Raw genomic sequence first — 20,494 nt, forward strand, 5'->3', positions numbered from 1 at the left:
GTCCCGCTCTTACGCACGGGTCGAGAGGAAGCGGGACCCCGGCTCAAGGCCGGGGTGACGGGAAGGGAACACCCCCTCACCGGTTCGCCGCCACGATCTGGCGGATGCGCGCCTCCACCTCCGGCGTCGTCCCCACCGTCGCGTCGCCGCGGTAGGGCGCTGCCGCGATCTGCGCCAGCCGACCGCCGTTCAGGTCCGCGGTGTCCACCGTCGCCTTCACCGACAGCCCGACGCGCAGCGGGTTGGTGCGCAGCTCCTGCGGGTTCAGCGCGATGCGCACCGGCACGCGCTGGACGATCTTGATCCAGTTGCCGCTGGCGTTCTGCGGCGGCAGCAGCGCGAAGGCATTGCCGCTGCCCGCGCCGACGCCCACCACGCGTCCGTGATAGACGACGTCGTCGCCATAGACGTCCGCCACCACCGTCGCGGCCTGGCCGATGCGCAGATCCTTCAGTTGCGTCTCGCGGAAGTTGGCGTCCACCCACAGCCGGTCGAGCGGCACGATCGCCATCAGCGGGGTGCCGGCGGCGATCTGCTGTCCGACCTGCACCGTGCGCTGCGCCACCACGCCCGCGATCGGCGCGATGACGTGCATGTGCCCGCGCACGATCGCGGCGCGCCGATACGCCGCCTTGGCTGCCATCACCGCGGGGTTGGTGTCGACATCGGTGCCCTGCACCGTCGCCTGCGCCTGGCGGCGCTGCTCCTGCGCCAGCCGCAGGTTGGCGGTCGCGACCTTCACCGCGTCGGCGGCGTGATCGAGTTCCTCGCCCGAGACGGCGCCCTGCGCGGCGGCGCCGCGGCGGCGCGCATAATCGTCGCGCGCGCGCGCCAGTTCGGCCTGCGCCTGGACGATGCCGGCATCCGACTGGCCGACCCGCGTGAAGTCCGCGCGCGTCGCGCGCACCGCACGCGCCAGCTCCGCCTCCGCCGAGGCCAGGTTGACGTCGGCGGTGGTGGGGTCGAGGTCGATCAGCGGCTGACCCGCCTTCACCGCCTGCGTATTGTCGGCATGGAGCGCCAGCACCGTGCCCGGATCGCGCGCGGTGATCGCCACCACGTCACCCGCGACATAGGCGTCGTCGGTCTCCTCCTCCGGCTTGGCCAGCAGGAAGTGGAACACCGCCCAGACGATCAGCGCGACCACGACGACCAGGCCCAGCACCAGCAGCGCGCGCTTGCGCGTCTGCGGCTTGCCCGTCGGCGCGGGGGTGGGGGAAGGAGCGGGCTCGGCAGCGGTATCGGTCATCGGGCGGGTTCCTGAACGGGAGCGAAGCCGCCGCCCAAGGCGGTCGCGAGTTGGGCGCGCGCGGTCAGCGCGTCGATCGAGAGGCTGGCGGCGGCAAGCTCCGCGTCGAGCAGCCGGACGTCGTTGTCGACCAGATCGAGCCGGCTGTTGAGCCCGGCGGCGACGCGCACGCCGTTCAGCCGGTTGGTCTCCGCGAAGCCGCGCACCACCGCGGCCTGCTGCGTGCGGGCGGCGTCGGCGGCACGCACGCGCGCGATGCCGTCCGCTGCCTCGCGCGCGGCGCCCACCACGGCCTCGTTATAGCTGGCGGTGGCGACGTCGAGCGCGGCGGTGGCGCCGGCCAGATCGGCCTTGCGCCGGCCGGCGTCGAACAGCGGCAGATGGATCGCCGCGCCGCCGCCCGCGGTGCCGGAGTCGAGATCGAGGAAATTGCCGATCCCGACCGCCTGCAGCCCGATCAGCGCCGACAGGTTGATGTTGGGATAGAAAGCGCGCCGCGCCACCTGCCGCCCCGCCGCCGCCGCCGCGACCCGGGCCTGCGCCGCGGCCACGTCGGCGCGGCGCGCGAGCAGGTCGGCGGGCAGCACCGCGGGCACCGGCAGCGCGGCGTCGACCGGCAGCCGCGTCGGCCGGATCGCGGCGGCATAGTCGCTGCCACGCCCGGCGAGCGCCGCCAGCGCATTGACCGCCAGCGCGCGTGCCGCCTGCGCCTGGATCAGCGCCCCCTTCGCCTGCGCCAGCAGCGTGTTCGCCGCCTCGACGTCGATACGGCTCGCCAGCCGGTTGCGCTCGCGCACCCGCACCAGCCCCAGCGACTGTTCGCGCGTCGCGATCGTGCGCGTCGCGATTGCCGCGCGGCGCTCGGCGCGTGCCACCTCGGCATAGCTCTGCACCACCGCGCCCGCGAGCATCAGCCGCGCCGCCGCGGCATCATATTCCGCCGCGCGCGCCTGCGCCGCCGCGCTGGCGATCGCCGCCTTCTGCCGGCCGAACAGGTCGAGGTTCCACGCCAGCCCGGCCTGCCCGGTGCCCAGTACGCGGACGGTGCCGCCGAAGGGGGGCGGGATGGTGTAATTGCCCGACAGCCGCGCCGCCTGCACCTGCGCATCCAGCGCCACATCGGGCGACAGTTCCGCATCCTGTCGCGCCAGCGCCGCCTGCGCCTGCCGCACGCGCGCCGCGGCCATGTCGAGCGAGGGATTGCCCGCCAGCGCATCCGCCACCACGCGGTCGAGCTGCGGATCGCCGATCGCGGTCCACCAATCGGGCGCCAGCGCGACCGACGGCCCCGCCAGCGCCAGATCGGCCGCGCCCTTCGACGCGACCGACGGCGGGGAAGCGGGGATCGCGCACGCGCCGACCAGCAGCGCGGCGGCCAGCGACGGGATCGCGCGCGACGACATCGCAGGGATCATGCGCATGCGGGGCTCGCCTCCAGCGTGGTGCGCAGCCGTTGCAGCTGCGTGATGAACGTCGCGATCTCCTCGTGCGGCCAATCCGCGAACCAGCCGTTCCAGCAGTCGATCACCTTCAGGCGGCAGCGCATCGCCACCGCCTCGCCCTCTTCGGTCAGCGACAGGTTGATGACGCGGCGGTCGCTGTCGTCGCGGTCGCGGCGCACCAGCCCGCGCGCCTCCAGCACGTCGATCATCCGCGTCATCGCACCCTTGTCGTGCGCCATGTCGCGCGCCAGCGCGGCGCAGGTGGGCGCGCGGCCGAAATAGATGCTGACCAGCGCCGACCATTGCACGCAGGTCAGCCCCTCGTCCGCAAAGGCGCGATCCAGCTGGGCATGGCACAACTGGTTGCACGCGCGGATCAGATAGCCCGCGGATGTGTCCGGATAGAGGTTGGTCGAGTCGTAGAAGCCCATATATCGTTGCATTGGCAATCATTGCATCGGCAGTCAATCGGGCTTTCCGTTCAGCTTGCGGGCGGGGTGGCGCCCGCTATGCTCGCGCGCATCACATGTTTTCGGAGTATCCCCGCTTGGCGTATCGTTCGTTTCTGGCGACCGGCTCCGCGCTGGCCGTGCTGACCGCGCTCGTTCCCGCAACGCCCGCCGCGGCCGAGGCGAGCAGAGCCGCGCTGCCCGCGGCCGCCCCGGTCGCCGACCTCGTAAAGGCGGTCGACATCCCGTATCAGCAATTCACGCTGGCGAACGGCCTGCGCGTGATCGTCCACACCGACCGCAAGGCGCCGATCGTCGCGGTCAGCGTGTGGTACGACGTCGGGTCGAAGCACGAACCGAAGGGCAAGACCGGCTTCGCGCACCTGTTCGAGCATCTGATGTTCAACGGCAGCGAGAATGCGCCCGGCGACTTCTTCGAACCGCTGGAGCAGGTCGGCGCGACCGATTCCAACGGCACCACCAGCTTCGACCGCACCAACTATTTCGAGACGGTGCCGACCGCGGCGCTCGACCGTGCGCTGTTCCTCGAATCCGATCGCATGGGCTATCTGACCGGCGCGATCACGCAGCGCACGCTCGACGTCCAGCGCGGCGTCGTCCAGAACGAGAAGCGTCAGGGCGATAACCAGCCCTATGGCCTGCGCCGCTACAAGCTGGTCGAGGGGCTGTTCCCTGCCGACCATCCCTATGGCCACACCACGATCGGCTCGATGGCGGACCTCGACGCAGCCAGCCTGGCGGACGTGAAGGACTGGTTCCGCAGCCACTACGGCCCGAACAATGCGGTGCTGGTGCTGGCGGGCGACATCGATCTGGCCACCGCGCGCGCCAAGGTGGAGCAATATTTCGGCGCCATCCCCGCCGGGCCGAAGAGCGTGGCGCCGCCCGCGCCGATCCCTGCATCGCTGCCCGGTGCGGCGAGCGAGGTGATGAAGGACCGCGTCGCCGCCACCATGGTGATGAAGGCGTGGACGGTGCCGGGGATCAACGACAAGGATGCCGCCGCGCTGGACGTCGCCGCCGGCGTGCTGGGCGGGCTCGCCAGTTCGCGCTTCGACAATGTGCTGGTGAAGGGCGAGAAGCTGGCGGTGCAGGCGTCCGCCGCCAACCAGTCGATGGCGCAGCTGGGCATGTTCCAGATCCTGGCGATCGTGCGCCCGGGGGTCGATCCGGCCATGGTGTCGAAGAAGATCGACGCGATGATCGCCGATTTCGTGCGCACCGGCCCGACCGCGGACGAGGTGAAACGCTATGTCACCAGCAGCGTCGCGGACCGCATCCAGGGGCTGGAATCGGTCGGCGGCTTCGGTGGCAAGGCGGTCGCGCTGGCGGAGGGCGCGCTCTATTCGGACGATCCCGCGCATTACAAGAAGGAGCTGACCGCGCTCGCCGCGCAGACGCCCGCCAGCGTCAGGGCCGCCGCGGCGAAGTGGCTGACGCGTCCCGCCTATCAGCTGTCGATCGTCCCCGGCGCGCGCGACGCCTATGCCGAGGCGCAGGTGCCGCCGCAGAAGGACGTGCCCGCCGAGGAGGCGCCCGCGGCGAAGGGCACGCGCGGCGCGATCCCCGGTGTCGATCAGGTCGCCGATCTGGCGTTTCCCGCGGTGCAGCGCGCGCAGCTGTCGAACGGGATCGAGCTGGTCTATGCGCAGCGCACCACCGTGCCGGTGACGCAGGCGGTGCTGAGCTTCGACGCGGGCATCGCCGCCGACGTCGACGGCCGGCTGGGCACCGAGCAGCTGACGCTGGCGATGCTGGACGAAGGGACCGCGACGCTGACGTCGATCGCGCTGGCCGAGGCGAAGGAGCGGCTGGGCGCGGAGATCGACACCGGCAACAGCCAGGACCGCACCACGCTGTCGCTGCGCGTGCCCAGCGCCAACCTCGCCGCAGGGGTCGCGCTCTGGTCCGACATCGCCCGCAACCCCGCCTTCCCGGAGGCCGAGCTGGCGCGCGTCAAGACGCAGCAGTTGACCCAGATCGCGCAGGAGCTGACCAACCCCAACGGCCTGGCGCAGCGCGTGCTGCCGCGGCTGATCTCGCCGGGAACGCCCTATGCCAAGGCGCAGGGGTCGGGCGATCCGAAGGCGGTGGCGGCGTTGAACCGCGCCGATCTGGTCGCGTTCCAGCGGGCGTGGCTGCGCCCCGACAAGGCGAAGGTGTTCGTCGTCTCCGACCGTCCGCTCGCCGAGGTGCGCGCGGTGCTCGACCGGCAGCTGGGCGACTGGCGCGCGACCGGCGCGCCGGGGGTGAAGTCCTTCCCCGCGACGGTCGCCTCGGCGTCGCCGCGGATCGTCCTGATCGACCGTCCCGACAGCCCGCAGTCGCTGATCCAGGGCGGGATGCAGACCGGACTGAAGGGCACCGACGACCTCCTGCCGGTGCAGGTGGCGAACGACGCGCTGGGGCAGAGCTTCCTTGGCCGGCTCAACATGGACCTGCGCGAGCAGAAGCACTGGTCCTATGGCGTCGGCGGCAATTTCAGCCGCAACGCCTTTGCCGCGCCCTATGTCGTCTCCGCACCGGTGCAGGCCGACCAGACCGGGCCGAGCCTGACCGCACTGCGCAGCGGGATCGCCGATTACCTGACGACGAAGCCGATGACGCAGGCGGAGTTCGACCGCGCGGTCAATGCCGGCACGCGCTCGCTGTCGGGCAATTTCGAGACCTCGGGCGATGTCCTGTCGGCGATGCAGGCCAACGACCTCTATCGCCGTCCGGACGATTATTACGCCACGATCACCACGCGCTATCGCGCGCTGACGTTGCCGCAGGTGCAGGCCGCGCTCGACCGCGCGATCGATCCCGCCAAAATGGCCTGGGTGGTGGTCGGCGAGGCGGCGAAGGTGAAGCCGCAGCTTGACTCGCTGGGGCTGCCGGTCGAGGTCATTCCCGCCGCCCAGGTGGCCGGCGCGCCCGCGGCATCGACCACGGGCGCCCGGTGAAGGGCACAGCGAAGGAGAGCAGCATGGCCGGAGTGGACGGAAGCTACGATTGCACGGTGAAGTCGCCGCTGGGCGACCAGAACCTGAAGCTGACGGTGACGTCGAACGGCGACGCGTTCACCGGCCAGGCGTCGGGTGCGATGGGCGCCAGTGACGTATCGGGCAAGGTCGACGGCAACACGCTGTCGTGGAAGCAGCAGATGACCTCGCCGATGCCGATGACGCTGGACATCACCGCGACGGTGGACGGCGACAGCATCAGCGGCAACGTCGGTGCCGGCGCCTTCGGCAGCTTCCCGCTGACGGGCACGCGCACCGCCTGATCGGCGCGGCTGCGGGCCGGGAGATACGGCGCGGGTGGCGGACGTCACCCGCGCCGTTCTTGTGAGCAGGATGTGGCCACCTCGCCCAGCAGCGAAGGTTACGCGCGCTGAGCAATGACGAAGCGGAGCACTGGAAAAAAGGTTGTTCGCGCGAACCTCTGCGACGGGTGGAGGAATGTCGACTCCGCCTACCGCCCCAGCCGCGTCACATGCCCCATCTTGCGGCCGTCGCGCGTCTCACGCTTGCCGTAGAGGTGGAGGTAGGCGCCGGGTTCCGCGACGATCTCCGGCCAGCGCTCCCATTCGGCACCGATCAGATTCTCCATCTCGACCCGCGGCGCGGTCAGCGCGGTGTCGCCCAGCGGCAGGCCGCAGATGGCGCGGACGTGGTTGGCGAATTGCGAGGTCGCCGCGCCCTCGATCGTCCAATGGCCCGAATTGTGGACGCGCGGCGCCATCTCGTTGAACACGGGACCGTCGGCACCCGCGAAATACTCGCACGTCAGCACGCCGACATGGCCCAGCGCGTCGGCGATGCGGCCGGTCAGCGCCGCCGCCTCGGTCCATTGCGCGGCGATCTCCGCGGGCGCAGGCAGCGTCGAACGGTGGAGGATCGCGTCGCGATGCTCGTTCCACGGCGGCGGATAGCTGGTCATCGTGCCGTCGCGACCCCGGACCAGCACGATCGAGAATTCGTGGCTGAAGTCGACGAACGCCTCCAGCACCGCGGGCGTGCCGATCGCCTCGAATGCGGCATCCGCATCGGCCGCGCTCGCCAGCCGCATCTGCCCCTTGCCGTCATAGCCGAAGCGCGTCGTCTTGAGCACCGCCGGGCAGCCGATCGCGGCCACCGCCGCGTCCAGTTCCGCGCGCGTGTTCACCGCCCGCCAGCGCGCCGGACGCCCGCCGACCTGCTCGACGAAGGCCTTCTCACGCACGCGATCCTGCGCCACCTCTAGGCTGAGCGGGGAGGGGTGGACGGGCACGCGCTCCGCCAGCCAGCGCACCGGCGCCGCGTCGATATTCTCGAATTCGTAGGTGACGACGTCGCATTGCGCGGCGAAATCCGCCAGCACGACCTTGTTGTGGTAATCGGCCCGCGTCAGCGAGGAAGCGGTCTGCGCCGCAACGCTCTCGCGATCGGGCGCCAGCACATGCGTGCGATAGCCCAGGTCCGCCGCCGCGCTGGCGATCATCCGGCCCAGTTGCCCGCCGCCCAGGATGCCGATCGTGCTGCCCGGCGCCAGCATCGTCGTCATGCCGGCTCGGTCGCGACGCCGTCGGTCTGGCGTGCGCGCCACGCCTGCACGCGCTGCGACAGATCGGCATCGCCCAGCGCCAGGATCGCGGCGGCGAGCAGCGCGGCGTTGATCGCCCCCGCCTTGCCGATCGCCAGTGTGCCGACCGGGATGCCGCCGGGCATCTGCACGATCGACAACAGGCTATCCATGCCCTTCAGCGCCTTGGATTCGACTGGCACGCCCAGCACCGGCAGGTGCGTCATCGACGCGGTCATCCCGGGCAGGTGCGCCGCCCCGCCCGCGCCCGCGATGATGACCTGGAGGCCGCGCTCAGCCGCACCCGCCGCATAATCGTACAGCCGCTGCGGGGTGCGGTGCGCGGACACCACCTTCGTCTCGTGCGCGACGTCGAGCGCGTCGAGCGTCTCGGCGGCATGGCGCATCGTTTCCCAGTCGGAGGTGGACCCCATGATGATGCCGACGCGCGCCATCGCGTGCGGTTAGCGGGGCCGGCGGGGCAGGGCAACAGGCTTTACGGCGCTATCGATAGCCGTCCCACACCCTGACCGAGCGCACCCGCATCGTCGCCGATGTGGTCGTGGCGGGTGGCTCCCCCGGCCAGGAGCCGCCGACGGTCAGGTTCAGGATCATGAACATCGGCTCGGTATAGTCCGCTGGCGTCGCGGCTTGCCCTACCAGCGCGCGGTCGTAGTAGAAGCCGATCCGGTCGGGCCGCCACAGGATGCCATAGGCGTGGAAGCCGCGCTCGCACGACGGTTTTGTGATGGCGTGGGTTTCCTCCTTTCGGCCGGACGCCTTGCTGACCGTGCTCCAGTAGAGCTTGCCGTCGCCGATCGCCTCGGGCGCATCGATCTCGCCATGCAGCGGCCATCCCAGCGTCGTTGGCAGCAGCCAGAAGGCGGGCCACATCCCCTTTTCGCAGACGGGGATGTCCATCACCGCCTCGAAATAGCCGTGGCGCTGCGCGAAGCTGAACTTCGTGGTCAGCAATCCGCTGGTCCAGCTGCGCCCGAACAACGCGGGTGCCAGTGCAGCGGGTGCCTTGCGCGCGGTGATCGTCAAACCGTCTGCGGACGTGCTGAACGGATCGATCCCGAGCGGTTTCTTGCCGCCGACGCCCGCATAGTTGCGGTCGACGGCCAGCGTGGTGCGGCTGAGCGCGCGATTGTCCGCCGCGTCCGGTCCGCCATATCCGTTGACGGTGCGCCAGCGATGCGGTCGCGCCGGGCGCGTCTGGTCGGTGCCCGCGTCCAGCGACCGGAACTCCTCCTCGAACGTCATCTTGCCGAGCGACGCGGCGGCGATCCGGGGCGGCAGCGCGCCACTCGGCAGCGGGCGGGCCGCGGCGGCCTGCGGGTGATCGGCCGGCGGGACGAGCGCCAGCAGCGCTGCCGCGACGGGAAGCGCCAGCGCCGCGGTGCCGATCAGGAGGGTGGGGCGTCCCGGGAACATGGCCATATCCTTCCGTTTGAGGGGGACGGGCGCCATGGCGCTTTAAAGGGCGACAGATCGCGCGCCCGATGGTGAGGCCTCATCTGGAAACGTCGGTGAAACGTACCGGCGCCGCCACCGTGTCGGCTGCACATCCGCATCATGCGGCTTGATGGCGTAGCATAACAGCGCGAACGTGATCGGTCCATAAGCGTAGAACGGCCCGAATAGCGTCTCCCCGAAGGCACGGATGATGAGGCTTAGCAACAGCGTCGCGGCGAAAGCGGTCGCGATCCCGCCGTCGAACAGTGCGCGCCACAGCGATGCGACCGTCCCGATCGCGATCGTCGCGACCAGCAGCGCCAGTCCGACATAGCCGGTGTCGACCTGTGCCTCCAGGAACGATTGGTGCAGGCTGAAGGTGCGCGCGTCGACAAGTTGCTGGCTGCGCAACATGCCGATTGCGCCGGGCGAGTAGCTCATCCACTGGTATTTGTAGCCCCAGCCGAACCAGGGCCGCTCCTGTGCCCATTCGCGCGCGACCTCCCACAGATAGGTGCGCCCGGTCAGCGTCTGGTCCTTGCCGAAGGTCGTGAACACCTCGTCCTGCGCGTAGGCGATGATGGCGGGTGCCGCGACGATCCCCGCGGCGGCGATCAGCAGGATCAGCAGGATGATCGGCAGCCGCGCCCGGACCGGCAGCCAGTTGATAGTCAGGAACGCCAGCAGGAACAGCGGCATGACGCCCGATAGAAGTATAAAAGTCGCGGCACGGGTGGTGGAGATGATGAACAATGCCATGGGGATTGTTGCCAGCGCCACCAAGCGCGAAGGCCAAGCCTGCTCGCGAGCGAAGAGAACGGCAATGCCAGCGAACAGAGCTAAATTCGCACACGCGGCCATGGCGTTCTTGCTTCCTGTCAGGCCGACCAGCACCGGCCCCTTCGTCGACGGCCCCATCTTGCCAGACAGGATGGAGAACATGCAGATCGCGGCAGAGGAGAGAAGCAGTACCACGAGAAAACGCCGCAGGTCCACGGCAAGATAGACAAGATAGGCACTTAATACGGTAATGATGAGCTGGATTGAATAGTAGAACGTAATTCTTGATCCGTCGGACCACAGCGTCGACAGAAGGCAAAATACCGGGAAGATGGTGAGCCAGATCGTGCGACCTGCGGTGGCAAGTTTCTCACGCATCAGGACCATCATGAGCACGCAGCAACCGAGTACGCCCACCGGCACCACCGCTCCCAGCGCCTGCGCGAGCTCCAGCCCCAGAATGACGGTCGACAGGCAGAACAGGATCGCTGCGGACAGATCCGAGCCGATGGGTGCCACGCGCCGATACGATGCCGTGTGGTGCAAATCCCCGGAGTTGATGGCCATGATACCTTGTCTGCTATGAGCGCGACGCTCAAGTCCATGTCGAAGGATCGCATGCCCGGCCGAGCGGTTCAAGGGCGGTCCAAGTTTGTGTGGGGCTTGCAAAGAGTACCATCTCGCTACGCACAGAACGCACTTTCGCCCTATGCCCCCTCTGCCGTCGGGCCACGCCGCCTATTTCAGGACCCCGGCGTTCATCGCCATACCGTCCATATATCCGGCTGATGAGTCGTCGGCAGTTACGTCATCGACATCCGCCGATGCTGCCAGCCTACGCCTCCGGTAGGAGGTCTGTGGTTGGCCGGGGATTAACTAGTACCGTCCATATGTCCTTTAATTGCCACGGATAAAAGCTCCCCAAGCAATCCTCGGGAGTTCGTCGTGGCAGTCAATTACGTTAACGCTCTGGGCGTCACGCTTGCCCAGTCCGGCAAGACCGTCAAAGGATTCATGGGTACGTCGGGCAGCGACAACCTGATCGGCACGGTCGGCAACGACGCCTTCCGCAGCTTGGGCGGCGGCGACACCCTCACCGGTGGTAAGGGGGACGACACCTATTACCTTTCGAGCAGCAACGACGTCGTTGTCGAGAAGTCGGGTGAGGGCATCGACACCGTCTATGCCGAGCAGAAGTATGTGCTGGGCGCGCATGTCGAGAACCTCGTCCTGTCGAGCCAGACCGCCTGGTACGGCGGCGGCAACGACCTCGACAACATCATGACCGCCAAGTTCGACAACCAGCAGCTGGACGGCGGCAAGGGCAACGACGTCTTGGTCAGCGAGGCCAAGTACACGACCTTCATCGTCGGCAAGGGCAACGGCAGCGACGTCATCTATGGCTTCGACAGCACCGACAAGATCCGCCTCGACGGCTACGGCTTCTCCAGCTTCGACGCCGTTCGCAAGGTCGCGTCGCAGGTGGGCAGCGACACCGTCCTGTCGCTCGGCGGTGGCGAGACGCTGACGCTGCGCGACACCAAGGTCGCCAGCCTGGCCGCGGCGAACTTCGTCACGACCAAGGACATGTCGGGGCTGAAAGCGACGTTCAGCGACGAATTCGATGCGCTGAGCCTCTACAACAAGGGCGGCACCTGGCGGACCGAATATGGTCACGGTGGTGCGGGTTCGCTCGCCAGCCGCACGAACAACGACGAAATCCAGATCTACATGGATGCCGACTATGCCGGCACCGGCAAGAAGGCGCTGGGCGTCAACCCCTTCTCGATCGACAACGGCATCCTGACGATCACCGCCGCGCCAACGACGGAAGCCGCGAAGGCGGCGCTGGGTGGCGCGCAATACACTTCGGGCCTGCTGACGACCAAATTCTCGTTCACGCAGCAGTACGGCTATTTCGAGATCAAGGCGCAGATGCCCGAGCAGAAGGGTTTCTGGCCGGCGTTCTGGCTGCTGCCCAACGACAACAGCTGGCCGCCCGAGCTCGACGTCTTCGAACAGCTGAGCAAGGATCCGACGACCCTGTTCATGTCCAACCACGGCGTGGACGCGAACGGCAAGCACGTCACGACCAGCGACAAGATCAACGTCGATACCACCCAGTGGCACACCTATGGTGTCGATTGGGGTCCCGACAAGCTGACCTATTACATCGACGGCATCGCCGTCGCGACCCAGGACACGCCCCTCGCGATGAAGGGCAAGGACATGTACATGCTCGTCAACCTGGCGGTGGGCGGTGCATGGGGCGGCAACCCCGATGCCGGCACGGTCGAGGAGATGAAGGTCGACTATGTCCGCGCCTTCGCGACGGAGAACACGCTGTCCAGCACCGTCAACGGTGTGAAGACCGTGTACACGCCGGGTTCGTCCGCGCCGTCGGTAACGCCGACCACGACGACCCCCGTGACCACGACGCCGACCACGACGACGCCTGTGACCACGACGCCGACCACCACGACGCCTGTGACCACGACGCCGACCACCACGACGCCTGTGACGACCCCCGTCGTCACCACGCCGACCACCACCGTGTCCACCCCGACGCCCAGCGCGCCGGTCACGCCCGTGTCGAAGCTGACCGGGACGGCCGCGGTCGACTTCCTGACGGCGAAGGCGGACAATTCGGAGCTGTACGGCTTGGGTGGCGACGACGTGCTGCGCGGCGGCAGCTATGCCGTCAAGATGTACGGCGGGGCGGGCAACGACACCTATTACGTTACCTCTGCGTCGCAGATCGTCGTGGAGAATGCCAATGAGGGCACTGACAAGGTCGTGTCGACGATCAGCTATACGCTGGGCGCGAACCTGGAGACGCTGGTGCTGGACGGTTCGGCCAACATCAACGGCACCGGCAACAACCTGGGCAACAAGCTGATCGGCAACACCGGCGACAACGTCCTGACCGGCGGTACCGGGGCGGACTGGCTGGATGGTGGCGCCGGCGGACGCGACACGCTGATCGGTGGGGCGGGCAACGACACCTATATCGTCAATCGCGCCGGCACCATCCTGATCGAGAAGGCGGGTGAGGGCTACGACAGCGTCCGTTCGACGATCAGCTGGACGCTGGGCGACAATTTCGAGGCACTGGCGCTGGACGGCAACGCCAACATCGACGCCACCGGCAACGCGCTCGACAATCGCCTGGTCGGCAACGCCGGCAACAACGTCATCTCCGGTGGCGCGGGCAACGATGTGCTCGATGGCGGTAGCGGCGGGCTGGACGTGCTGATCGGCGGGACCGGCAACGACCTCTATATTGTCACCCGTACCAATATCCTGCTGGTCGAGAAGGCGGGTGAGGGCACGGATTCGGTGCAGAGCACGGTCAGCTGGACGCTGGGGGACAATTTCGAGAACCTGTCGCTTGCCGGCACCGCCAATATCAACGGCACCGGCAACGCGCTCGACAACCGTATCATGGGCAATGCCGGCAACAACGTCATCACCGGTGGCGCGGGCAACGACACGCTGATCGGCGGCGGCGGCACCGACACGTTCGTGTTCGGTCGCAACTTCGGCAAGGACATCATCACCGACTACAACACCAACGACGTGCTGCAGTTCTCGGGCTTCAGCAAGGCGGCGATGAAGATCGTGCAGAGCGGCGCCAATACCGTGATCGACTTCGGCGGTGCCGACACGATCACGCTGTGGAACACGCAGGCCAGCGACGTGCAGGCGCACGGCCACTTCATCTTCTGATCGCGGCCATCGCGCGATCGACCGATCAGGGAGGCGGCACCGGGAACGGTGCCGCCTTTCCTGCTTTGGGTGGGACGGGGATCGGGGCGGGGACTGGCCTTGCGATCGGCGCTCGCCTAAGGCGCGCATGGCTCGGGGGAATGTCGGCGATGTCGGGACTAGCGGAAGACGCGGCCGTGGTGCGGCCGGCAGTGTCGATCCTGATCGTGGCCCGCAACACCGGGCCGTATATCGGCGACGCGATCCTCTCCGCGCGGCGGCAGACGCGGCGCGATATCGAGATCGTCGTGGTCGACGATGCCTCCACCGACGATACGCGCGCGATCGCGGAGCGCCATGCCGCGGAGGATGCGCGCGTCCGTGTGCTGGACGGACCGCGCGCGGGGCTCGCCGCGATCCGCAACGCCAGCCTGGCCGCGGCGCGCGGCCGCTGGGCGGCGATCCTCGACAGCGACGACCTGCTCCATCCCTCGCATGTCGAGCGGCTGGTCGCCGCGGCGGAGCGGACCGGGGCCGAACTCGTCGCCGCCAACATGGTCTCCTTCTCGATCGAGGAGGGCGTCACCCGCACATCGCTGTTCGCGGATACCCCGGACTGGCGGCAGGAGCGCGGCATCGATCTGGCGGCGTTCGTGCGCAGCAACGGGGTGGCGGCCGGCGGGGTGTCGACCGGCTATCTGAAGCCACTGTTCGCGATGGATTTCCTGCGCACGCACGGGCTGGAATACGACCTGCGGCTGCGCATCGGGGAGGATTACGATCTGGTCGCGCGCGCGCTGGCGAAGGGCGCGCGCTACATCTTCCTGCCGCGGCCGACCTATTTCTATCGCCGCCATGCGGCATCCACGTCGCATCGCACCAGCCTCCGCGATCTGGACGCGCTGATGGCGGCGTCCGATGCGCTGCCGCGGCTGACGCGCGATCCGGACGTGCTGGCGGCGGTGGCGCGGCGCACCGCGGGCATCGCCAGCGCGCAGGCGCACGGGCGCGCGGTGGAGGCGCTCAAGGCGCGCGCGCCGCTTGCGGCCTTGCGCGCGCTGGGGGCGGATGTCGGCGGCTGGACGCTGCTGGCGCGCTCGATCGTCGAGGGCGGAACGCGCCGGCTGTCGCGCGGCGCCGGCGGCCACGGCACGGTCGATGCGACCCCCGCGGTGCTGGCGATCGGCGACGGTGCGCCGGACCTGCCGGGGCAGCGCGTGATCGCGCGCGCCGCGCCGGCCGACGATGCCGCCCGCGCGGCGCTGGCGGACGGGCTGCCGCCGCTGGAGCGGATCGTCGTCACCGCGCCGGCGACGCTCGACGATGCCGGCTATGCGATGGCGCCCGCGGTCGATCGCGTCGCGGGATCGGACCGCTGATGGCGACCGTCCCGGCCTCGCCCGCTCCCGGCGCGCGCGGCGCGGTTTTCTGGTCCACGGTCAACGGCGGTGCCTCGGTGCTGTTGCCGTTCATCGTCTTCGCGCTGTTCGCACGGCTGATGTCGCCCGCCGACCTGTCGCTGGCAATGGTCGCGGTGGCGATGCTGGAACTGCTGAAGGTCATCGGGCCGCAGGGCGTGTACGACGTCGTGCTGGCCTATCCGGAGGAGGACCGGCGACATTATCGTACTGCTGGCGCGCTGTTCCTGCTGGGCGGCATCGTCACCGCTATGGTCTTCGCGGGCGCGGTGCTGGCGTCGGGACGGTTCCTCGACCATCCGCTGCCCCCGGTGCTGTTGATCCTGATCGGCAAGGTCGTGTTCGACTATGCCATCCTCCAGCCGCAGGCGATCCTGGTCCGGCGCGGCGCGATGCGGCGGCTGGGGTCGCGCGGGCTGGCGGCGGGCGTCGTCGCGGGCGCGATCGGGCTGGGCGTCGCGCTGGTCGCGACGCCGATGACGGGGCTGGCGATCTATTATGTCGCGCAATCGTTCGTGCTGTTCGCGATGACCGCAATGGGGACGGGCGCGTGGCTGGCGCCCGCGTTCGACGCGACCGCCGCGCGCGAGATGGCGTCGCAGGCGACCCGCGCCTCGGGCGTGCGGCTGTCGGCGGGGGTCAGCAACTATTTCGACCAGATCCTGCTGAGCGCGATGGCCGCCCCGGCGCAGGTCGGGCCGTACAATCTGGGCAAGCGGCTGGAGGTGGTGGTCATCACCATGTCCAGCTCGTTCAGCCAGTTGTTGTTCCAGCCCACCTTTGCGCGCGCCGGGCATGACGAGCGGCTGCATCTGGTGGCGCGCGGCCTGTCGACGATCACGCTGATCTGCGGTTTGCCGGTGGCGCTGTTCGCGGCCTTCCACCGCGACCTCGTGCCGCTGCTGTTCGGTCCGCAGTGGCGCGCCGCGGCGGGGGTGGTCGCGCTGCTCGCCGTCAACGGGTTCATCCGTGCGCTGGGCGGGGTGGCGGGCGCGCTGATGACGGTGACGCAGCGTAACGGGCGGCTGCTGGCGCTGTCCGCCTTCGCCGCGGTGAGCAACATGGCGCTGATCGCGCTGTTCGCCGCATGGGGCGTCATCTGGGCCGCGGCGGCGATCGTGCTGCGCAACCTGATGCAGACGATCGCGACGCTGGCCCTGACCAGCGAGCTGGCGGGGCATGTCCCCGCGCTGCTGATCCGGCGCGTGCTGCTGCCGATCGCGGTGACGACGGCGGTCGCGCTGGGGGCGGAGGCGGTCGCGCGCCTGCTGGTGAGCGATCCGGTGCCGCTGGTACGCCTCGCGATCATCGCGATCAGCGGCGCGCTGGGCGGCGTCGCGGGGCTGCTGATCGTGCGGCGGCAGATGTGACTGCGGCCATGTCCTGATCCGGCACATCGTATCTTTTTGCGTAGGTTCAGGATTTGTTGCGACTCTTCGGGCATCGGCACATGACGATCGCAAGGGGGTAAGGGCGATGGACGAATCGTTCGGTGGTTGGCAGCAGCGCCAGATTCGCGGCGTCGTCACCGCCGCACCGACCGGCAGTCCGCTGTCGGTCCGCATCGCCGACCGCCTCCTCGCCGCGCTGCTGCTGGTCTTCTTCCTGCCGCTGATGGTCGCGGTGGCGCTGGTGGTGATGGTGACCGATCCCGGCCCGGTGATCTTCGGCCATGTCCGCGTCGGGCGCAGCGGCCGGTCGTTCCGCTGCCTGAAGTTCCGCTCGATGGTGGTCGATGCGGAGTCGCGGTTGCAGGCGGTGCTGGCCAGCGACCCCGCGTTGCAGGCAGCGTGGGATCGCGACCACAAGCTGCCCAGCGATCCGCGCATCACGCCGATCGGCCGCTTCCTGCGCGCCTCCAGCCTCGATGAGCTGCCGCAGCTGATCAACGTGCTGCGCGGCGAGATGAGCCTGGTGGGGCCGCGCCCGATCTCCTCCTCGGAGGTGCCGCGCTACGGCCGCTATATCGTCGATTACTATCACACCACGCCGGGGCTGACCGGATTGTGGCAGATCAGCGGGCGCAACGACGTCAGCTATCGCCGCCGCGTCGCGCTCGACGTCGCGTTCAGCCGCTCGCAGAGCCTGTCGCTCTACCTGCGCATCCTGGTGATGACCGTGCCGGCGGTGTTGCTGGCGCGCGGTTCCTATTGAGCATGACGACACGCGTCGCGGTGATCGGCCGATAGACGCGGACGAACCGGCGGATGGCCGCGCGGGACGTCGACCTGTATCAGGGCACCGGGACGCACCATCGGGGAAATGGCGTGAAGATCGCATATCTGGTCCATGACGTGAACGACGCCGCGGTGCGCCGGCGCGTGGCGCTGTTCGAGGGCGCGGGCCATGACGTGACCGTGGGCGGGTTCCACCGCGATGCGCAGGTGCCCGCGCGGATCGGCGACGCGCCGGTCACCGCGCTGGGCCGGACCCAGGACGGTGCGCTCGCCAAGCGTGCGCTGAGCGTACTGCGTCACGCCGCGCTGACGGGGCGGGTCGCGCGGCTGACGCGCGATGCCGACACGATCGTCGCGCGCAACCTGGAAACGCTGGTGCTGGCGCAACGCGCGCGGCGACGCGGGCAGCGCGTGGTGTACGAATGCCTCGACATCCACCGCCTGCTGCTGGGCAACGGCCGGGCCAGCGCCGCGCTGCACGCGATCGAGCGCTGGGCGCTGCGCGACGTGGCGCTGACCGTGGTCAGCGCGCCGGCGTTTCGCGACGCCTATTTCCGCGACCGGCTGGGCTATGACGGCGAGGTCATGCTGGTCGAGAACCTCGTGCCCCGTGGTGAGGATGCGGCCACGGCGGTGATCGACCCGCCACCGCCGCCGCCCTGGGTGATCGGCTGGTTCGGGATGCTGCGCTGCCGCCGCAGCTTCGACCTGCTGAGCGAGCTGGCGCGGCGCGCCGACGGGCGGATCGAGGTGGTGATCGCCGGTCGCCCCTCGACTGATCTGTTCGAGGATTTCGCGGCGATGGCGCAGGCCGCGCCGCACGTCACCTTCCTGGGCGGCTATACCGCCGACGACCTGCCGCGGCTGTTCGGCCAGATCCACTTCATCTGGGCGATCGATTATTTCGAGGAGGGGCTGAACTCCACCTGGCTGCTGCCCAACCGTTTGTACGAGGGCGTCGCGCATGGTGCGGTGCCGCTGGCGCTGCGCCACGTGGCGACCGGCGAGTGGCTTGCCGCGCACGACGCGGGGGTGTTGCTCGACGATCCCGCGCGCGACCTGCCGGCGCTGATCGCCGGGCTGGACCGCGCGGGGTATCAGCGGCTGCGCGACAAGGTGGCGGCAATCCCGGCGGAGGCGATGACGATGACCCCGTCACAGGCGCGCGCGATCGCCGACCAGATCGTGGGCGCGGCCGGGAGGGCGCGCGCATGAACGACGTGCTGATCGTGATCCCGTGCCTGAACGAGGAAGCGCATCTGCCCGACCTGGTCGCCGGGCTGGTGGCCGATAGTGGAGGCGCGCTGATCGTCGTCGCCGATGGCGGCAGCACCGATCGCAGCCGGCAGATCGTCGCCGATATCGCCGCGCGCCACCCGCAGGTCGTGCTGCTCGACAATCCGAAGCGGATTCAGAGCGCGGGCGTCAATCTGGCGGTGCGGACGCATGGCGCGGGGCGGCGCTGGCTGGTGCGGGTCGATGCGCATTGCGGCTATCCGCGCGACTATGTCGCCGGGCTGCTGGCGGCGGCACGCGCGCAGGATGCGACATCGGTCGTGGTGCCCATGGTCACCGCGGCGCAGGGATGTTTCCAGCAGGCCGCCGCGGCGGCGCAGAATTCGGTGCTGGGCAATGGCGGATCGGCGCATCGCCGGCTGACCTCGGGGCAATGGGTCGACCATGGCCACCACGCGCTGTTCGACCTCGCGCTCTACACGCGCGTCGGCGGCTATGACGAAGGCTTCTCGCATAACGAGGATGCGGAACTCGACCAGCGTCTGATGGCGGCGGGCGGGCGCATCTGGCTGGAGCCGTCGCTGGCGCTCACCTACTGGCCGCGCACCGCGGCGGGGCCGCTGTTCCGCCAGTATCGCGGCTATGGCCGCGGGCGCGCGCTCAACCTGCTACGCCATCGCACGCGCATCAAGCTGCGCCAGGCGGTGCCGATCGTCGTGGCACCCGCGGTGGCGGCGGCGGCGCTGGGCGTGGTGCTGGCGATCGTCGCAACGCCCTGGGCGCTGCTGCTGGCCTTGCCCGCACTGGGCTGGGCTGGTCTGTGCCTCGCTTATGGCGCTTTGCTGGGGTGGCGCGCGAAATCGGCGTGCGTCGCAGGTGCCGGCTGGGCGGCGATGGTGATGCACGTCGCCTGGTCGCTGGGGTTCGTCGGCGTCCATCTGACCGGCACGAAGCCGGGGGCGCCGCCACAGGGCTGGGGCACATGATTCGACAATTGCACGGCATCCAGTATCTGCGCGCGGTCGCCGCCGGCGCGGTCGTCGTCTATCATGCCGCGCAGCGGACCGGCACGCGGTTCACCGTGGGGGAGGCGGGGGTCGACCTGTTCTTCGTCATCAGCGGGTTCCTGATGATCGCGATCACCAGCCCGCAGACGCGACCGCTCGGCTTCCTGCGCGACCGCATCAAGCGGATCGTGCCGGCCTATTGGATCGCCACCTCGGTGTTCCTGGCGGGCGCGTTGCTGGGCCTGTTTCCCCATGCGCGGCCGGACTGGATGCACATCGTTGCCTCCTATCTCTTCATCCCGCATCGCGCGGCCGGCAGCGAGGCGATCTGGCCGCTGCTGGTGCCGGGCTGGACGCTGAATTTCGAGATGTTCTTCTACGCCCTGTTCGCGATGACGCTCGCGGTGCCGCGAGTGTGGCAATTGCCCGTGCTCACCGTGCTGCTGGCGGGATGCGGGCTGATCGGCGGGCTGGTCCGGCCGCAGGACGCGTTCGGCGCCTTCTACACCCAGCCGATCCTGCTGGAGTTCGTCGCGGGCGCATGGCTCGGCTGGTATTGGAAGCGGTACGGCGCACCGCCCGGCGGAGCGGCGGCGATCGCGCTGGCGATCGTGCTGTACGTGGCGGCGTGGTGGATCGACGACCACGGCCTGCGCGTGCTGACCTATGGCGTGCCCGCATTGCTGCTGTTCGCCGGCATGCTGGGGCTGGAACATCGCGAGGGCGGCATCCGGCATATCCCCGTGCTGCATCGGCTGGGCGACGCCAGCTACGCCATCTATCTGTGGCACACGATGATCCTGGCGGTGGTCGTGAAGGCGGGGCGCATCCTGGGAGTGCCGGTGCCCGCGATCTTCGTACTGGGTGTGGCGGCCAGCCTCGCCGGCGGGGTCGCCGCCTGGTGGCTGGTCGAGCGCCCGATCAACGCGCTGTTCAAGCGCCGCCGCACGCGGCTGGGGGTGCCGATCCCGGGGATGTAGGGGCATCTGGCCGGCAGGCGGCGC

At 69.3% G+C, this 20,494-nt stretch carries 16 protein-coding genes; 9 read left to right on the forward strand and 7 right to left on the reverse strand.

Annotated elements, in window-relative coordinates; all coding sequences use genetic code 11:
• Nucleotides 1-76: 76 nt before the first annotated feature.
• Genes PGN14_RS04515 through PGN14_RS04525 form a run of 3 tightly spaced genes read right to left on the reverse strand, consistent with a single transcriptional unit; the run spans nt 77 to nt 3,134 of the window.
• Nucleotides 77-1,249 (reverse strand): HlyD family secretion protein, encoded by a 1,173-nt coding sequence (locus tag PGN14_RS04515; protein ID WP_335298238.1) that lies wholly within the window; start codon nt 1,247-1,249, stop codon nt 77-79.
• Nucleotides 1,246-2,670, reverse strand: coding sequence for an efflux transporter outer membrane subunit (locus PGN14_RS04520; RefSeq protein WP_335298239.1), 1,425 nt, complete (start codon nt 2,668-2,670; stop codon nt 1,246-1,248). The genes PGN14_RS04515 and PGN14_RS04520 overlap by 4 nt, the downstream gene beginning before the upstream one ends.
• Nucleotides 2,661-3,134: a MarR family winged helix-turn-helix transcriptional regulator gene (locus tag PGN14_RS04525; RefSeq protein ID WP_335298240.1), complete on the reverse strand. Its 474-nt coding sequence runs from the start codon at nt 3,132-3,134 to the stop codon at nt 2,661-2,663. Before PGN14_RS04525 ends, PGN14_RS04520 begins: the two co-directional genes overlap by 10 nt.
• An 83-nt stretch (nt 3,135-3,217) precedes the next feature.
• Between PGN14_RS04525 and PGN14_RS04530 the strand changes: the two genes are divergently transcribed.
• Nucleotides 3,218-6,106, forward strand: a complete 2,889-nt coding sequence (locus PGN14_RS04530) for a M16 family metallopeptidase (protein WP_443019451.1) — start codon at nt 3,218-3,220, stop codon at nt 6,104-6,106.
• Nucleotides 6,107-6,129: 23 nt separating this feature from the next.
• The gene (locus PGN14_RS04535) at nt 6,130-6,429 is read left to right on the forward strand and encodes a hypothetical protein (protein ID WP_335298242.1); all 300 of its coding nucleotides are present in this window, start codon (nt 6,130-6,132) and stop codon (nt 6,427-6,429) included.
• A gap of 188 nt (nt 6,430-6,617) precedes the next feature.
• Here PGN14_RS04535 and PGN14_RS04540 read toward each other — a convergent pair whose 3' ends face one another.
• From PGN14_RS04540 to PGN14_RS04555, 4 genes are read right to left on the reverse strand one after another with little or no spacing between them, the layout of a single operon-like run.
• A complete protein-coding gene (locus PGN14_RS04540) occupies nt 6,618-7,688 on the reverse strand; it encodes a 5-(carboxyamino)imidazole ribonucleotide synthase (protein ID WP_335298243.1) in 1,071 nt (356 codons plus the stop codon).
• Complete coding sequence (gene purE / locus PGN14_RS04545; RefSeq protein WP_335298244.1) at nt 7,685-8,161, reverse strand: 5-(carboxyamino)imidazole ribonucleotide mutase; 477 nt, start codon at nt 8,159-8,161, stop codon at nt 7,685-7,687. Before purE ends, PGN14_RS04540 begins: the two co-directional genes overlap by 4 nt.
• A gap of 49 nt (nt 8,162-8,210) precedes the next feature.
• Complete coding sequence (locus PGN14_RS04550; protein WP_335298245.1) at nt 8,211-9,149, reverse strand: glycoside hydrolase family 16 protein; 939 nt, start codon at nt 9,147-9,149, stop codon at nt 8,211-8,213.
• A gap of 36 nt (nt 9,150-9,185) precedes the next feature.
• Nucleotides 9,186-10,511, reverse strand: a complete 1,326-nt coding sequence (locus tag PGN14_RS04555; protein WP_335298246.1) for an O-antigen ligase family protein — start codon at nt 10,509-10,511, stop codon at nt 9,186-9,188.
• A 447-nt stretch (nt 10,512-10,958) separates the two neighbouring features.
• On the opposite strand from PGN14_RS04555, the gene PGN14_RS04560 reads away from it, so the two are divergent.
• The 7 genes from PGN14_RS04560 to PGN14_RS04590 all read left to right on the forward strand — a co-directional run bounded on the left by PGN14_RS04560 (nt 10,959) and on the right by PGN14_RS04590 (nt 20,470).
• Nucleotides 10,959-13,673, forward strand: coding sequence for a family 16 glycosylhydrolase (locus PGN14_RS04560; RefSeq protein WP_335298247.1), 2,715 nt, complete (start codon nt 10,959-10,961; stop codon nt 13,671-13,673).
• Between the two features lie 176 nt (nt 13,674-13,849).
• The gene (locus PGN14_RS04565; RefSeq protein ID WP_335298248.1) at nt 13,850-15,031 is read left to right on the forward strand and encodes a glycosyltransferase family 2 protein; all 1,182 of its coding nucleotides are present in this window, start codon (nt 13,850-13,852) and stop codon (nt 15,029-15,031) included.
• Nucleotides 15,031-16,440, forward strand: a complete 1,410-nt coding sequence (locus PGN14_RS04570; RefSeq protein WP_335298249.1) for an oligosaccharide flippase family protein — start codon at nt 15,031-15,033, stop codon at nt 16,438-16,440. Before PGN14_RS04565 ends, PGN14_RS04570 begins: the two co-directional genes overlap by 1 nt.
• 106 nt (nt 16,441-16,546) lie before the next feature.
• The gene (locus tag PGN14_RS04575; RefSeq protein ID WP_335298250.1) at nt 16,547-17,224 is read left to right on the forward strand and encodes a sugar transferase; all 678 of its coding nucleotides are present in this window, start codon (nt 16,547-16,549) and stop codon (nt 17,222-17,224) included.
• Between the two features lie 53 nt (nt 17,225-17,277).
• Nucleotides 17,278-18,462 (forward strand): glycosyltransferase, encoded by a 1,185-nt coding sequence (locus tag PGN14_RS04580; protein WP_335298251.1) that lies wholly within the window; start codon nt 17,278-17,280, stop codon nt 18,460-18,462.
• Nucleotides 18,459-19,469 carry a glycosyltransferase family 2 protein gene (locus PGN14_RS04585; protein WP_335298252.1) on the forward strand — a complete coding sequence of 337 codons (1,011 nt, stop codon included), beginning with the start codon at nt 18,459-18,461 and terminating at the stop codon, nt 19,467-19,469. Before PGN14_RS04580 ends, PGN14_RS04585 begins: the two co-directional genes overlap by 4 nt.
• A complete protein-coding gene (locus PGN14_RS04590) occupies nt 19,466-20,470 on the forward strand; it encodes an acyltransferase family protein (protein WP_335298253.1) in 1,005 nt (334 codons plus the stop codon). The genes PGN14_RS04585 and PGN14_RS04590 overlap by 4 nt, the downstream gene beginning before the upstream one ends.
• The last annotated feature ends 24 nt before the right edge of the window (nt 20,471-20,494 follow it).

The sequence above is a fragment of the Sphingomonas adhaesiva genome (assembly GCF_036946305.1).
GTDB lineage: Bacteria > Pseudomonadota > Alphaproteobacteria > Sphingomonadales > Sphingomonadaceae > Sphingomonas > Sphingomonas adhaesiva_B.